Genomic DNA, 14,560 nt, shown 5'->3' on the forward strand with positions numbered 1-14,560 from the left:
ATGATTTCAATCAATAAGAGAAAAATGGCAAAGTTTAATTATAAGACAGTAACCCGCAAGATTCTTGCTGACCTCTATACGCCGGTGGGAGTCTATATGCGATTGAGAGATATTTATCCCCAGTCGGCTCTGATGGAGAGTTCCGACTATCATGGTTCCGAGAACTCCAGATCCTTCATCGGTGTTCATCCGTTGGCAAGTATCGCCGTGAGCCATGGCGAGGTGATCAAGACCTATCCTGACGGCAGCGTAGAAAAGGAAACGCTCCCTGCTTTCGGCGAAGGAAAGGGCGAGCAGTGCAAGCTCGCCATCTCCAAGTCAATCAATGATTTCATCAAGAGTTTTCATGTAGAAGGTGAGAGCAAGGACTTCTGCGGCTTGTATGGTTTCACCACCTTCAATGCTGTGAGATATTTCGAGAATATCCCGGTAAAGGATACTACGATGGAGAAGAACGATGCTCCGGATATCTATTATATAATGTATAAGGATATCATCGTTTTCGACCACTTCAACAATACGATGGAGTTGATTGCGCTTCAAGAGAGTGAAGAACGAAGAGTGAAGAGTGAAGAATCTCACTCTTCACTTCCTGAGCTCGATGCCCTGCTCAAGGCCGTGAACAAGGCGAATGTGAAGCCTTATGATTTCCATCCAGTGGGCGAAACATTTTCTACCCTTACTGATGAGGAGCATAAGGAGAACATCCGCAAGTGCATCCAGCACTGTCTGCGTGGTGATGTCTTCCAGATTGTTGTCAGCCGTCGCTTCATCCAGAAATACGAGGGCGATGACTTCAAGCTCTATCGTGCCCTGCGCAGCATCAACCCATCGCCATATCTCTTTTATTTCGATTTCGGAGGATTCCGTATCTTCGGTTCTTCACCGGAAACCCACAACCGTATCGTTGGCGACAAGGCGTTTATCGACCCTATTGCCGGAACCACCAAGCGTACGGGCGATATGGAGCAGGATAGAAAGGCTGCCGAATTCCTCCGCAACGACCCGAAGGAGAATGCCGAGCACGTGATGCTGGTAGATTTGGCGCGCAATGACCTGAGCCGCAACTGCCATGGCGTGAAGGTAGATTTCTATAAAGATATGCAGTTCTATAGCCACGTCATCCACCTGGTGAGCCGTGTGAGCGGAACCCTGGATCAGGATGCCGACCATATCAAGGAGTTTATCGATACCTTCCCTGCCGGTACCCTGAGCGGTGCTCCAAAGGTAAGGGCGATGCAGATTATCTCCGAACTGGAGCCTCATAACCGTGGAGCCTACGGTGGCTGTATCGGTTTCATCGGCTTGAATGGTGATTTGAATCAGGCTATCGTTATCCGAACCTTCATCAGCCGAAATGGCGAACTCTGGTTCCAGGCAGGAAGTGGAGTAGTGGCGAAGAGCAATGACCAGTATGAACTGGAAGAGTGTAATAACAAGTTGGGTGCATTGACCAAGGCGATACATATTGCAGAGAAGCTTTAGGTAGTGATTAGTGAGTAGTGATTAATGATTAGTGAGGAATAATCACTAATAAATAATCAATAATAAATAATGAAGATGAAAGTAGTAATCATAGATAATTACGATTCCTTCACCTATAATCTGGCACATCTGGTGAAGGAGTTGGGAGCAGAAGTTACGGTTTATCGCAATGACCAGTTCCAGTTGCGCGAGCTGGAGCCATTCGATAAGATTATATTGAGTCCGGGTCCGGGAATCCCATCCGAGGCGGGTTTGCTTATGGATGTCATCAAGAAGTATGCGGGCATCAAGCCGATGCTGGGCGTCTGTCTGGGTCATCAGGCTATCGGCGAGGCGTTTGGTGCCAAGTTGACCAATCTCTCTGAGGTTTATCATGGAGTGGCAACACCCTGTACACAGTTCGGCAACGACCCGATTTTCCGCGGTATGGATAAGCGTATAGAGATAGGCAGATACCATTCATGGGTGGTAGACCGTACCGGATTTCCAGAGTGTCTGGATGTAACCGCCGTGAGCGATGATGGTTGCATCATGGGATTGAAGCATAAGAATTATGATATTCACGGCATCCAGTTCCATCCCGAGAGCGTGTTGACACCAGAAGGAAAGACCATTGTCAAGAACTGGTTGTTTGACTAGTAGGATATATAAAAAAGTAAAAAGCTTGACGCTCTCACGAGTGCCAAGCTTTTTCCATCTTAAAAATAGACGATGACTTGAGTGTTATATTATAAAATTCTACAATTCCCAACCCACAGCGCTTGCACCAAGTACAGCAGCTGAGCTACCATCGAGGGTAGAAACAAGGAACTTAGCCTTGCCCTTGTAAATCTTCAATACGGTCTTGTCGTAAGCTTCCTTTACAGGCTTCATCAGGAGATCGCCAGCCTTGGTCAGACCACCGAAGAATACGAATGCCTCAGGAGCAGAGAATGCTGCGAAGTTAGCACAAGCCTCACCCAGCATCTTGCCTGTGAAGTCGTAGATGCTCTTAGCCAAAGCATCACCCTTGCCTGCAGCCACACTTACGTCGTATGAAGTAATATCTTCTGGCTTCATATCGCGGAGCAATGAAGGCTCATTAGTCTTCTGAAGGAATTCACGGGCAGTGCGAGCTACACCGGTAGCAGAGCAGTATGCCTCCAGGCAACCCTTGCGGCCGCAGCCACATGGACGACCTTCCTCACCAGGAACCATGATTACGTGACCCAACTCGCCAGCGAAACCATCGCTTCCGTAAACCATCTGACCGTTGATGACGATACCAGAACCCACACCAGTACCGAGCGTGATATCGATGAAGTTCTTCATACCGCGAGCCACGCCATAAGTCATCTCGCCGAGAGCAGCAGCGTTGGCATCATTGGTCAAAGCAACAGGAATGCCACCGAGAGCCTTGCTGAAGAGATCAGCCAATGGCACAACGCCATCATGAGCCCAAGGCAGGTTTGGAGCAAATTCGATAGTTCCATTATAATAATTGCCATTAGGTGCACCGATACCCATAGCCTTGATCTTATCGAGACCACCAACGGTATCGATTACAGGCATGAGCGCTTCTGTTGCAGCCTTTACATAGTCGTCTACATTATCATAGCCCCCAGTTTTAATAGCTGTTGTTGCTTTGATTTCTCCACGTGCATCTACGATGCCGAAAACAGAGTTAGTACCACCGAGGTCTAATCCGATAACATACGGTTTCATTGCATTTTCAGTCATGTTATTCTTTAAAATTAGTTAGAGTGTTGTTAAATTATGACGCAAAGATATATAAAAGTAGCCAAAAAACCAAGATTTATACGATAAAAAAATGTGAAAAGCGAATATTTTATTAGAAATATAGTCGAATATGCTCGAAATTTTGTATCTTTGCCAGCTGTTATGAGTTTAGCATTTCCAATAGAGATAAATATTCTTGATTTCATATTCAAGGGAATTATCATAGGCGTGATTGCCTCGGCTCCAATGGGACCCGTTGGCATCTTATGTATCCAGCGCACTTTGAACAAGGGGCGCTGGTATGGTTTCGTTACGGGTATCGGTGCCGCTTTGAGCGATATTGTCTATGCGCTCTTTACGGGTCTCGGTATGAGTTTTGTAATGGACTTTGTGAATAACGCCCAGAACAAGTTCTATCTTCAGATTTTTGGAGGTATCCTGTTGCTGGTATTCGGTGTTTATTGCTTCAAGAGCAATCCGATGAAGAATATGCACAAGTCGAGCAATAAGCAGGGCACGCTTCTGCATAACGGCATTACTGCGTTTCTGGTTACGCTCAGCAATCCGCTCATCGTATTCCTCTTTATGGCTACGTTTGCACAGTTTGCCTTTGTGGTGCCCGATATGCCGATAGAGATGGGTGTGGGCTATCTGAGCATCGTCTTCGGAGCTTTGCTGTGGTGGTTCGGACTCACCTGGCTCATCGATAAGATCAGGGGCAAGTTTGATACCAATGGCATCCTTATTATTAATAAGGTGATAGGTAGCGTGGTTATCATCTTCTCGCTCATCGCATTGGTGGGAACGGTGTTCAATCTCTACCATCTCCCTGAATTCTAGGAGAATTTAGACAGACCTTTAAACAGAAGAAGGCAAATCATAAAGTTCAAAGTTCAAAGTAAAGAGTTCAAAGTATATGTTTGTAGCAAAAGAATTAAGAAAGAAGAGTATCGCTGAATACCTCTTATATATGTGGCAGATTGAGGATATCATCCGTGCTTACGGCTGCTCGCTGCCTGTTATCAAGAAGAATTATATAGAGCGTTTCGATTTCACTCCTGAACAGAAGGACGAGGAGATAGACTGGTTTGGCAACCTCATCCGCATGATGAACGAGGAGGGCAAGCGTGAGTATGGTCATCTCGATATCAACCGAGTGCTCCTGCAGGATGTCATCGACCTGCATGCCCGATTGCTCCAGAGCAGCAAGTTCCCAATCTACAATGCTGAATACTACAAGGTTCTGCCGTTCATTGTAGAACTTCGAAACCGTGGCGATAAGGAACTCAACGAGATAGAAACCTGCCTCGATGCCCTCTATGGTGTGATGATGCTGCGCTTGCAGAAGAAGCCGATTACGCCCGAAACCGAGCGTGCCATCAAGGAAATAACCGTCTTTGTCGGTCTTTTGAGCGATTACTACATCAAGGACCGCACTGAAGGCTTGAAGTTCGAAGACGACGACATGTAGTGATTAATTTTTCGTGGTTACTTTTTAGGATATACATATTTTATAATATATATATAACGATATATAACAGATGAAAGAGATTGAAAGAAGAAGAACATTTGCCATCATTTCGCACCCTGATGCTGGTAAGACAACTTTGACCGAGAAGTTCCTGCTCTTCGGTGGACAGATTCAGGTGGCTGGTGCCGTTAAAAATAATAAGATTCGTAAGACTGCTACTTCCGACTGGATGGATATCGAGAAACAGCGTGGTATCTCTGTTTCTACTTCCGTCATGGAGTTTGATTATCTTCCTGATGGACAGACCGGTGATCCTTACAAGGTGAATATCCTCGATACTCCGGGTCACCAGGACTTCTGTGAGGATACTTATCGCACGCTTACTGCAGTAGATTCAGCCATCATCGTGGTAGACTCAGCCAAGGGTGTGGAGGCTCAGACCCGCAAGCTGATGGAAGTGTGCCGTATGCGCAATACTCCTGTTATCATCTTCATCAACAAGATGGACCGTGAAGGTCGCGACCCATTCGATGTGCTCGATGAGCTGGAGGAGGAATTGAAGATTCATGTACGCCCATTGTCTTGGCCTATCGGTCAGGGCGCCCGCTTCAAGGGTGTTTACAATATCTATGAGCATCAGCTCAACCTTTTCACACCTAATAAGCAGCGTGTTACAGAAAAGGTTGAGGTGGATATTCAGTCTCAGGAACTCGATGAGCGAGTAGGCGAGCGCGAGGCTAGCCAGTTGCGCGAGGAGCTGGAACTGGTAGATGGCGTTTACCCTGAGTTTGATGTGGAAACCTATCGCTCTGCCGAGGTTGCTCCGGTATTCTTCGGTTCAGCGTTGAATAACTTCGGTGTGCAGGAACTTCTGGACTGCTTCGTTCAGATTGCCCCATCTCCAAAACCAACCCAGGCAGAGGAGCGCCTGGTAGAGCCTGAGGAGCCTAAGTTCACCGGTTTCATCTTCAAGATTACCGCCAATATCGACCCTAACCACCGTTCCTGCATCGCCTTCTGCAAGATATGCTCAGGTAAGTTCGTGCGCAATCAGCCTTATTACCACGTGCGTCTCGACAAGACCGTGCGCTTCTCTTCGCCAACCCAGTTCATGGCGCAGCGCAAGAGTACCATCGACGAGGCATATCCTGGCGACATCGTAGGTTTGCCGGACAACGGCATCTTCAAGATTGGCGATACCCTTACCGAGGGCGAGAAGATTCACTTCCGTGGATTGCCATCGTTCTCACCACTTCTCTTCAAGTATATCGAGAATGATGACCCAATGAAGAGCAAGCAGTTCCAGAAGGGATTGGAGCAGCTCATGAACGAGGGTGTGGCTCAGTTGTTCGTCAACCAGTTCAACGGTCGCCGCATCGTGGGTACCGTGGGTCAGCTTCAGTTTGAGGTTATCCAGTATCGCTTGGAGAACGAGTACAATGCCAAGTGCCGCTGGGAGCCTGTTCACCTGCATAAGGCATGCTGGATTGAGGCAGACGACGAGAAGGAACTGGAGAACTTCAAGAAGCGCAAGTATCAGTATATGGCAAAGGATATCGAGGGCCGCGATGTGTTCCTCGCTGATTCTGGCTACGTATTGAGTATGGCTCAGCAGGACTTTGAACATATCAAGTTCCACTTTACATCGGAATTTTAGTACATTGAACATTGAACTTGAAACATTGAACTTTCTGATATGCTGTCTTGGTAATCATAAAGTTCAAAGTTCAAAGATTAAAGTTAAAAGTTAAATGGATGAAGAGTTAACAGGATACAAACAGGGCTGGATGGCGAAGCTGGTTGCCTGGCAGAAGGAGCATATCTCCGACAGGCAGATGACCTTGATTCTCGCCTTCCTCATTGGTCTGCTCGCTTCGGTGGCAGGCTTCTTCTTGCATGCCATTGTGCATGAGATACAGTTTTTGCTCACTTCCGGGTTCGAGCAGGGCACTTACAATCTGCTCTTCCTGCTGTTCCCTATCGTGGGTATCTATCTCACATCGCTATTTATCAAATATGTGGTGCGCGATAATATTTCGCATGGTATTACAAGAGTGCTTTATGCCATCTCTACCAAGAATTCCCGACTCAAGGGACATAATTGCTGGTCGTCAGTGGTGGCATCCGGTATCACCATCGGTTTCGGTGGTTCCGTGGGAGCCGAGGCACCTATTGTGCTCACCGGTTCAGCCATCGGTTCCAACCTGGGCCAGATATTCCGGATGGACAAGAAGACGATGATGCTTCTGGTGGGATGTGGAGCCAGCGCCGCCATTGCCGGCGTGTTCAAGGCGCCGATAGCCGGACTGGTGTTCACGCTTGAGGTGCTGATGGTTGATTTGAGCATGGCATCGCTCCTGCCAATCCTGATTTCGTGCGTTACGGCTACCTGTTTCACCTATATCTTCAGTGGTGACAGCTCGCTGTTCGACTTTACGCTGACTAACCCCTGGGAGCTCGACCGCACTCCGGCATGTATTCTGCTGGGTGTTTTCTGCGGACTGGTGAGTCTCTATTTCATGCGCACCATGTCAATCTGCGAGGGATTCTTCGGCAAGCTGAGCCAGTATCCATACGCCAAACTGCTGTTTGGTGGACTCATCCTCAGCACGCTCATCTTCTTCTTCCCATCGCTTTATGGCGAGGGCTATTCGGCAGTGAATATCCTGCTCAAGGGCAGCAACGAGGCAGAGTGGGGGCAGGTGATGAACCGTTCGCTGTTCTCTGGTCAGGACAATCTGCTCATCTTCTATATAGCTCTGGTCACCTTTACCAAGGTATTTGCCACTTCGGCAACCAATGGTAGTGGCGGTTGCGGTGGAACCTTTGCCCCTTCGCTCTTTATCGGCGGATTTGCGGGCTTCCTCTTTGCCCGCCTGTGGAATGTCTATCAGGTAGGCGTTCATGTGCCTGAGCAGAACTTTGCGCTGATGGGTATGGCTGGTCTGATTACGGGCGTGATGCATGCTCCGTTGACGGGCATCTTCCTCATCGCCGAACTCACGGGCGGCTATCAGCTCTTCATGCCGCTGATGATCGTGTGCATCTCTTCCTTGCTCACCATCAGCATCTTCGAGAGTCATAGCATCTACGCCCTGCGACTGGCTAGGGAGGGCAAGCTGCTTACTCACCACGTAGACCGTTCTGCGCTTACGCTGATGAGCATGCAGAGCATGGTTGAGAAGGATTACCACGCCATCAGTCCAGATCTGCCGATGAGCAAGCTGGTGAGCGAGATTTCGAGAAGCAACAACAACTTCCTGCCTGTATTGAACGATGCGGGGGTATTGGAAGGTGTAATTGATATCACCCGCCTCCGTCATATCATCTTCCGCACGGAACTGTATAATCACTTTAAGGTAAGTCAGCTGATGATTCAGCCTTCTGCTACCCTGAGCGAGAATGAGCCTATGGACGAGGTGATGGCCAAGTTCGACAAGACCGATGCTGCCCAGCTGCCAGTGGTAGATGTGAACGGCATACTGAAGGGATATATCAGTAGAACCAAGATTTACGAGGTATATCGCCAGATAGTTGCGGATATGTCGGCAGAATAGGGTAAGTAGTGAAGAGTGAAGAACGAAGAGTGAAGAAACAATGTTCGGCGGACGAGGGGAAAGCTAATTCGTCGGCTTTGCTGGTTTAAACTTCAATTATTATTTTTATGGAGAAGAAAGATTTAAGAATCGTTTTCATGGGAACCCCGGAGTTTGCGGTGGAATCCCTCAAGCGCCTGGTAGAGGGCGGTTATAATGTAGTGGCTGTGGTTACTCAGCCAGACAAGCCTGTGGGAAGACATCAGGATACGTTGCAGCCTTCGCAGGTGAAGCAGTATGCTGTAGAGCACGGTTTGCCGGTATTGCAGCCAGTGAAGATGAAGGACCCTGAGTTTGTAGAGCAGCTTCGCTCTTATCAGGCTGACCTGCAGGTGGTAGTGGCTTTCCGCATGTTGCCTGAGGTGGTTTGGGCGATGCCTAAGTTCGGCACCTTCAATGTTCATGCTGCGCTCCTGCCACAGTATCGTGGAGCTGCCCCAATCAACTGGGCAGTCATCAATGGCGAGAAGGAGACGGGAGTTACTACTTTCTTCCTCGACCATGATATCGATACCGGTCGCATCATCAAGCAGAAGCGTTTCCCTATTCCTGAGAGTGCAGATGTGGAATATGTCTATGACGGACTGATGCACTTGGGAGCCGATTTGGCGCTTGAAACCATCGATGCGCTCATCGCAGCTGGTGGCAATATCGAATCCATGCCTCAGGAGAAGCTGATGGGCGAGGGTGTGGAACTGAAGTCTGCACCAAAGATTTTCAAGGAGACCTGCCGTATCGACTTCCACAAGCCAGCCAAGCAGGTATATGATTTTGTCCGTGGTCTCTCGCCTTATCCAGGTTCTTGGACCGAAATCAAGAAGAAGGCGCCTGTTGTCATCTTTGAGGATGCTGATGGCGAAATGCCGGAGGCAACCGCTCATCCTGCTCAGCAGAAGAGTGCAGCCAAGATTCAGGTGCTCAAGATTTTCAAGACGAGTCTCACAGAGTTTTCTCGTGGTGTAGCCCCTGTAGGTTCCTTGCGTGTATTCGAGAAGAAGTTGCAGGTGGCATGTCTCGACCATTGGCTCAATATCGAGGAACTCCAGCTTTCGGGCAAAAAGCGCATGGATGCCGCTGCATTCCTCAATGGCATGAAGGATATCGCCTATTATGAGTGCCAGAAGGCTCAGGAGACAGGAGAGGAGTGGTAAAGCTCTCTAGAGAGTTAACACCCTTCGCAGGGTAATCATTAAGTTCCAAGTTCAAAGCTCAAAGTTCAAAGTTAAAAGTTCAAAGTAATATGACACAAGAAGAAGATATTAAGAAGGCAGTGGAGTGTATGCGCAAGGGTGGTGTGATACTCTATCCTACAGATACCGTCTGGGGCATTGGTTGCGATGCTACCAATCCAGAGGCAGTAAAGAAAGTGTATGAGATCAAGAAGCGTGATGATTCCAAGGCGCTGATTTGTCTCATTGATTCAGCCGACCGCATGGCGCGTTATTTCCGTAATGTTCCTCAGGTGGCTTGGGATTTCATCGATGCAGCCATGCCGGTGAAGCCTACTACCATCATCCTGGATGATGCCACAGGCGTTGCCAGTAATCTTGTTGCAGAGGATGGTTCGCTGGCTATGCGCGTCACCTATGAGGCATTCAGCAAGCAGCTCTGTTACCGTTTCCAGAAGCCAATCGTCAGCACCAGTGCCAATGTGAGTGGTGAGCCTGCTGCCCAGAATTATCGCGATATCTCTCCTGAGATTCTCGAGGCTGTAGATTATGTCTGCTGGACCCGTCGTCAGGAGCACAAACCTCATCAGCCATCCAGCATTGTCAAGATAGGTAAGAACGGTGAGGTTAAGGTAATCAGATAATAATCTTTTCAGATATCTGTCAGAAGGGGATGTTCTTCACGAATGTTCCCTCTTTTTATGCCCTTTTCTTGCCCCTGTCTTCTTCTTGTATTATGCCTTCTCCTTTGTCCTGCCGTCTTCTTCTAAACCTGGTGCAAAGATATGGCTTTTTTTTGAAACCGCCAAATTTGGTGTGCCGTTTTGGGGGTGTTTTTAGCAAAATCCAAAAAAAACAAATGTTAACGAAACTAACTCATCGTTTTGTTGATAAGAAAGCATAGAGTTAGCGTTAGAAAAGTATAGAGTTCTATTCTAAACATAGTTGGTTTACTGACACTGACACTGACAGTTCGATTTTCCGCTAGTAACTCTTTAAAGGTAAAAGGATGTTAAATTATATTTTATATTTATATATATAATATATATAAATATAACTTTTCTTCTTACTCTTTTCTACCTTCGGAATTTTAAACTGTCAGTGTCAGTGTCAGTAAAAAGGTTATTTCTTTGTGGCTCTGATGAAGAAGCCAATCAGACAGATGTAGGCGATGAGCGAGCAAACCTCTGACATTGGGTTAACCCACCAGCTGTCAGCGATGCTAGCCTCAATGCCACCAAACTTCAACAGGGCGCTTACAACACCCATCAAGGCTCCACCGGCAATGAAACCGCTGGCGATGAGCGTACCCTTTTCGCCACGCTCAGCATTCACCTTGGCATCCTTGCTGCGGGATGTGACATACCAGTTGATGGCACCACCTACCAGCAGCGGAACGTTCAATTCCAATGGAATAAACATACCCAGGGCAAAAGCCAATGCTGGAATCTTGAAGTATGTGAGCACGATGGCAATCACAGCTCCGATGGCGTAGAGCACCCATGGTGCACCCACACCGTTCATCAATGGGTCGATGACGGCAGCCATCGCATTAGCCTGAGGAGCTGCGAGAGAGCCCGATGCAAAACCGTAGGTCTCGTTCAGAAGCATCATCACACCGCCCACGGTAGCAGCACTCACCAGGGTGCCGAGGAACTTCCATCCCTCCTGCTTCTTAGGCGTAGTACCCAGCCAGTAACCTATCTTCAAGTCGGTAATGAATGAGCCTGCTACAGACAGGGCTGTGCAAACCACACCACCCATAATCAATGCAGCCAGCATGCCGCCAGGGCCCTTCAAACCTACTGCCACCATCACTACGGAAGCGAAGATGAGCGTCATCAGAGTCATACCCGAAACAGGATTGGAACCCACGATGGCGATGGCATTGGCAGCCACTGTAGTAAAGAGGAAGGCGATGACAGCCACGAGCAGGATGGCGATAATGGCGAAGAGCAGATTGCCCTCCATCACGCCAAACCAGAAGAAGAGGAAGGTGACGAGGATGGTTACGAGCGAACCGATGGCAATAATCTTGAAAGAGATATCGCGCTGGGTGCGCTTCACGTTTTCATCTACCTCGCTCTTGCCCTTCAGTTCCTTGGCAGCCAGGCCTACGGCGCTCTTGATGATGCCCCAGCTCTTGATGATGCCGATGATACCAGCCATGGCGATACCACCGATACCGATGCTGCGGGCATAGGCACGGAAGATTTCCTCCGGACTCATCGCACCCACGGTCTTCACGATGCTAGGGTCCCATGCGCTGAGCACACTGTCATGAAAAATGACACTCATTCCTGGAACGATCAACCACCATACCACGAGCGAACCCAGGCAGGTGAAGAAGGCGTATTTCAATCCGATGATGTATCCCAGACCCAATACGGCAGCACCTGTATTCACCTTGAATACGATTTTAGCCTTGTCTGCGAGATCGCATCCCAGGCTTACCACACGGGAGGTGAAATTCTCGTTCCACCAGCCAAGACTAGCCACGATGAAGTCATATAGACCACCTACCAGACCCGCAATGAGCAAAGGCTTAGCCTGATCGCCGCCCTTGGCACCGCTCACCAATACCTGTGTGGTGGCTGTAGCCTCTGGGAACGGATACTTGCCGTGCATATCGCTGACGAAGTATTTTCTGAAAGGAATCAGGAACAGGATTCCCAATACACCTCCCAAAGCTGAAGCCATGAAAATCTTCATAAATGAAGTAGTCATGTCAGGATATTTCGCTTGCAGGATGTAGATGGCTGGCAGGGTAAAGATGGCTCCTGCCACTACTGCACCCGAGCAGGCTCCGATGCTCTGGATGATGACATTCTCGCCGAGTGCCTTGCTTCGCTTGGTGGCGGTGCTTACGCCTACGGCGATGATGGCGATAGGGATGGCTGCTTCAAACACCTGTCCTACCTTCAAGCCCAGATAGGCTGCGGCAGCAGAGAAGATGATTGCCATCACGATACCCCATGTTACCGACCAGCCGTTCACCTCCGGATAAACTTTGTCTGGCGACATCAGCGGCTTATATTCCTCCCCGTCCTTGAGTTCGCGGAATGCGTTCTCGGGGAGCTGCAAATTATCTTTTTCTTCCATTACTTTTCAATTCTGATGATGTATTCACTCATGAAGCTGGCACCTGGCTGCAGGCTGTTCATCATGTACTTATCCTTGAATTCACCGGTATATTCAGCCCAGTCGCAGGTTCCGAACCATGGTTCGATGCAGACGAATGGAGCGTGGTTGCCCGGATTCCATACACCAACGGCAGGGGTCTTGAACTCTACGGTTACGTGTGGTTCGCCCTTCTCGTTGAGCAGGGAAATCTGCTTCACCTGGCTCTTGTCGAAGATGTAGGCATCATCAGCGAACGACTCGTCTGTTACCTCCAGGATACCGTTGTCGGTCTGTACGGTCTCGCGTGCGTTAGGGTCAATGCATCCACCGATGGTAGCGAAGAGGCGGGTAGGAGCCTCGTTGTCGAGCTTCAGGGTAGCCTTCAGCTTTTCGCCCTTCTCGCATCCTGGCACCTTGAATGCAGGGTGACCGCCAATCTGGAAGTAGATTACCTTGTCGTCGGTGTTCTCAACATGCCAGATAACGTGGAGTTCGTTGCCGGCAAGGCGATATGAAACAGCGAGATTGAAGTGGAAAGGATAGTTCTTGAAGGTCTCCTCGTTGTCAATGAATGCGAAGGTAAGGCGGTCGCCGGTCTTGCCAACGAGCTTGAAGTCAACGAGCTTTCCGAAGCCGTGGCGAGGCTGTGTATACTCCTTGTCGTCGATGCGGTAGGTATCCTTCCACAATCCACCTACGATAGGGAAGAGGAGAGGAGAGTGGCGTCCCCAGTATTCTGGGTCACCATCCCAGAGATATTCGTTACCATTTGCATCCTTGATGCTCTGAAGTTCTGCACCGAGAGAAGAAATCTCAACAGTGAGCTGATCGTTTTTAATTTGTTCCATAGTTACAAACGTTTATTGTTTAGTTAATATTATTGAGTCGACTTATTTTGTACAAAAGATATTGCAAAGGTACTATTTATTTTCGTAAAGTGCAAGAATCGGGCATTTTTTCTCGATTGTAACAAGATATTTATGCGATTTTATTAGCTTATTTCGATTTTTTGCAGTACTTTTGCAGCCCGAAACGAGTAGATATTTATAAAAATATTAATAAGGAATAAGAAAAACTTGGTAAAAAAGCGTTTTAATTCAAATGACAAGCAGTAATAAAGTGAAAGGCTTTGCGGCGGGAGTTGTTGCCGCCGTGTGTTATGGTACCAATCCTTTGGGTACGTTGGAGCTCTATGGCGACGGATTCAATTCCAGTTCGGTGCTCATCTATCGCTATCTCCTGGCGGTATTGATGTTTGCCGTGGTGATGCTGTTCCGAAAGGAGAGCTTTAAGGTAAAATGGGGACACCTGATCCGTCTTGCCACGTTGGGCTGTATGTTCTCCCTCTCATCAGCTACGCTTTATGTCAGTTTCCATTATATGGCGGCAGGTATTGCCAGCACCATCCTCTTCGTCTATCCCATCATGACGGCGATACTGATGACGGTGTTCTTCCATGAGAAGGTGACGTGGACCACCACGCTCGCCATTTTGCTGGCTGTATCGGGTGTAGGCTTGCTCTATCAGGGTGACGGCAACGACAAGTTGAGCACGGCTGGTTTTGCGCTGGTGATGTGTTCTTCCCTGCTTTATGCGCTCTATATCATCTCGGTGAACCAGTGGAAGAATCCGGGCATGTCGAACATCAAGTTCACCTTCTATATCCTGGTATTCGGACTCATCACGATGCTTGTCTATTCGTTCATTGCGGGCGAGAAAATCCAGATGCTTCACACTCCGATGCATTGGATCTATGCTGCTCAGCTAGCGTTGCTGCCAACGGTATTGTCGCTTTTCTTCATGACCATCTCCATCAATCTCATCGGCAGTACGCCAGCTGCCATCATGGGTGCCCTGGAGCCAGTAACGGCAGTCATCATCGGTGTCTGCATCTTTGGCGAGAGCTTCTCCCTGCAGCTAGCCATCGGCATCCTCGCCATCCTGGCTGGTGTAACGATAATTATCGCCAGAAAGAAATAAACTTTTCTTTCGGAATG

The 14,560-nt window shown here is 48.5% G+C and carries 12 protein-coding genes; 9 read left to right on the forward strand and 3 right to left on the reverse strand.

Annotated elements, in window-relative coordinates; genetic code table 11:
* Positions 1 to 24: 24 nt before the first annotated feature.
* Entirely contained in the window at positions 25 to 1,485 is a 1,461-nt protein-coding gene (locus ACQRBJ_RS06070; RefSeq protein WP_441937472.1) for an anthranilate synthase component I family protein, read from the forward strand.
* Positions 1,486 to 1,560: 75 nt separating this feature from the next.
* Complete coding sequence (locus tag ACQRBJ_RS06075) at positions 1,561 to 2,124, forward strand: anthranilate synthase component II (protein ID WP_153125076.1); 564 nt, start codon at positions 1,561 to 1,563, stop codon at positions 2,122 to 2,124.
* A 99-nt stretch (positions 2,125 to 2,223) separates the two neighbouring features.
* Here the strand turns inward: ACQRBJ_RS06075 and ACQRBJ_RS06080 are convergent, their stop codons facing one another.
* Complete coding sequence (locus ACQRBJ_RS06080) at positions 2,224 to 3,204, reverse strand: ROK family protein (protein WP_294969140.1); 981 nt, start codon at positions 3,202 to 3,204, stop codon at positions 2,224 to 2,226.
* A 162-nt stretch (positions 3,205 to 3,366) separates the two neighbouring features.
* On the opposite strand from ACQRBJ_RS06080, the gene ACQRBJ_RS06085 reads away from it, so the two are divergent.
* The 6 genes from ACQRBJ_RS06085 to ACQRBJ_RS06110 all read left to right on the forward strand — a co-directional run bounded on the left by ACQRBJ_RS06085 (position 3,367) and on the right by ACQRBJ_RS06110 (position 10,084).
* Positions 3,367 to 4,044, forward strand: coding sequence for a LysE family transporter (locus ACQRBJ_RS06085; protein ID WP_294969137.1), 678 nt, complete (start codon positions 3,367 to 3,369; stop codon positions 4,042 to 4,044).
* Between the two features lie 76 nt (positions 4,045 to 4,120).
* Positions 4,121 to 4,675, forward strand: coding sequence for a DUF4924 family protein (locus ACQRBJ_RS06090; protein WP_153125051.1), 555 nt, complete (start codon positions 4,121 to 4,123; stop codon positions 4,673 to 4,675).
* Positions 4,676 to 4,745: 70 nt separating this feature from the next.
* On the forward strand, positions 4,746 to 6,332 hold the full coding sequence (locus tag ACQRBJ_RS06095) for a peptide chain release factor 3 (protein ID WP_293629430.1): 1,587 nt from the start codon (positions 4,746 to 4,748) through the stop codon (positions 6,330 to 6,332).
* A 94-nt stretch (positions 6,333 to 6,426) separates the two neighbouring features.
* Positions 6,427 to 8,232 carry a chloride channel protein gene (locus ACQRBJ_RS06100; RefSeq protein WP_294969133.1) on the forward strand — a complete coding sequence of 602 codons (1,806 nt, stop codon included), beginning with the start codon at positions 6,427 to 6,429 and terminating at the stop codon, positions 8,230 to 8,232.
* Positions 8,233 to 8,339: 107 nt separating this feature from the next.
* The gene (gene fmt / locus ACQRBJ_RS06105; protein ID WP_445303098.1) at positions 8,340 to 9,422 is read left to right on the forward strand and encodes a methionyl-tRNA formyltransferase; all 1,083 of its coding nucleotides are present in this window, start codon (positions 8,340 to 8,342) and stop codon (positions 9,420 to 9,422) included.
* Between the two features lie 89 nt (positions 9,423 to 9,511).
* A complete protein-coding gene (locus ACQRBJ_RS06110; protein WP_294969127.1) occupies positions 9,512 to 10,084 on the forward strand; it encodes an L-threonylcarbamoyladenylate synthase in 573 nt (190 codons plus the stop codon).
* Positions 10,085 to 10,562: 478 nt separating this feature from the next.
* Here the strand turns inward: ACQRBJ_RS06110 and ACQRBJ_RS06115 are convergent, their stop codons facing one another.
* On the reverse strand, positions 10,563 to 12,542 hold the full coding sequence (locus ACQRBJ_RS06115) for an OPT family oligopeptide transporter (protein WP_295345831.1): 1,980 nt from the start codon (positions 12,540 to 12,542) through the stop codon (positions 10,563 to 10,565).
* A complete protein-coding gene (locus ACQRBJ_RS06120) occupies positions 12,542 to 13,411 on the reverse strand; it encodes an aldose 1-epimerase family protein (RefSeq protein WP_441931841.1) in 870 nt (289 codons plus the stop codon). The genes ACQRBJ_RS06115 and ACQRBJ_RS06120 overlap by 1 nt, the downstream gene beginning before the upstream one ends.
* A gap of 253 nt (positions 13,412 to 13,664) precedes the next feature.
* Between ACQRBJ_RS06120 and ACQRBJ_RS06125 the strand changes: the two genes are divergently transcribed.
* A complete protein-coding gene (locus ACQRBJ_RS06125) occupies positions 13,665 to 14,543 on the forward strand; it encodes an EamA family transporter (RefSeq protein ID WP_294969118.1) in 879 nt (292 codons plus the stop codon).
* The last annotated feature ends 17 nt before the right edge of the window (positions 14,544 to 14,560 follow it).

Source organism: Prevotella sp. SGI.167, from assembly GCF_050313615.1.
Lineage (GTDB): Bacteria > Bacteroidota > Bacteroidia > Bacteroidales > Bacteroidaceae > Prevotella.

Excerpts from the sequence above, each read along its gene's own strand:
- ACQRBJ_RS06085 (WP_294969137.1), top strand. The coding sequence starts at position 3,367 with ATGAGTTTAGCATTTCCAATAGAGATAAATATTCTTGATTTCATATTC.
- ACQRBJ_RS06110 (WP_294969127.1), top strand. The coding sequence starts at position 9,512 with ATGACACAAGAAGAAGATATTAAGAAGGCAGTGGAGTGTATGCGCAAG.
- ACQRBJ_RS06080 (WP_294969140.1), bottom strand. The coding sequence starts at position 3,204 with ATGACTGAAAATGCAATGAAACCGTATGTTATCGGATTAGACCTCGGT.
- ACQRBJ_RS06095 (WP_293629430.1), top strand. The coding sequence starts at position 4,746 with ATGAAAGAGATTGAAAGAAGAAGAACATTTGCCATCATTTCGCACCCT.
- ACQRBJ_RS06075 (WP_153125076.1), top strand. The coding sequence starts at position 1,561 with ATGAAAGTAGTAATCATAGATAATTACGATTCCTTCACCTATAATCTG.
- ACQRBJ_RS06120 (WP_441931841.1), bottom strand. The coding sequence starts at position 13,411 with ATGGAACAAATTAAAAACGATCAGCTCACTGTTGAGATTTCTTCTCTC.
- ACQRBJ_RS06125 (WP_294969118.1), top strand. The coding sequence starts at position 13,665 with ATGACAAGCAGTAATAAAGTGAAAGGCTTTGCGGCGGGAGTTGTTGCC.
- ACQRBJ_RS06115 (WP_295345831.1), bottom strand. The coding sequence starts at position 12,542 with ATGGAAGAAAAAGATAATTTGCAGCTCCCCGAGAACGCATTCCGCGAA.
- ACQRBJ_RS06090 (WP_153125051.1), top strand. The coding sequence starts at position 4,121 with ATGTTTGTAGCAAAAGAATTAAGAAAGAAGAGTATCGCTGAATACCTC.
- fmt (WP_445303098.1), top strand. The coding sequence starts at position 8,340 with ATGGAGAAGAAAGATTTAAGAATCGTTTTCATGGGAACCCCGGAGTTT.
- ACQRBJ_RS06100 (WP_294969133.1), top strand. The coding sequence starts at position 6,427 with ATGGATGAAGAGTTAACAGGATACAAACAGGGCTGGATGGCGAAGCTG.
- ACQRBJ_RS06070 (WP_441937472.1), top strand. The coding sequence starts at position 25 with ATGGCAAAGTTTAATTATAAGACAGTAACCCGCAAGATTCTTGCTGAC.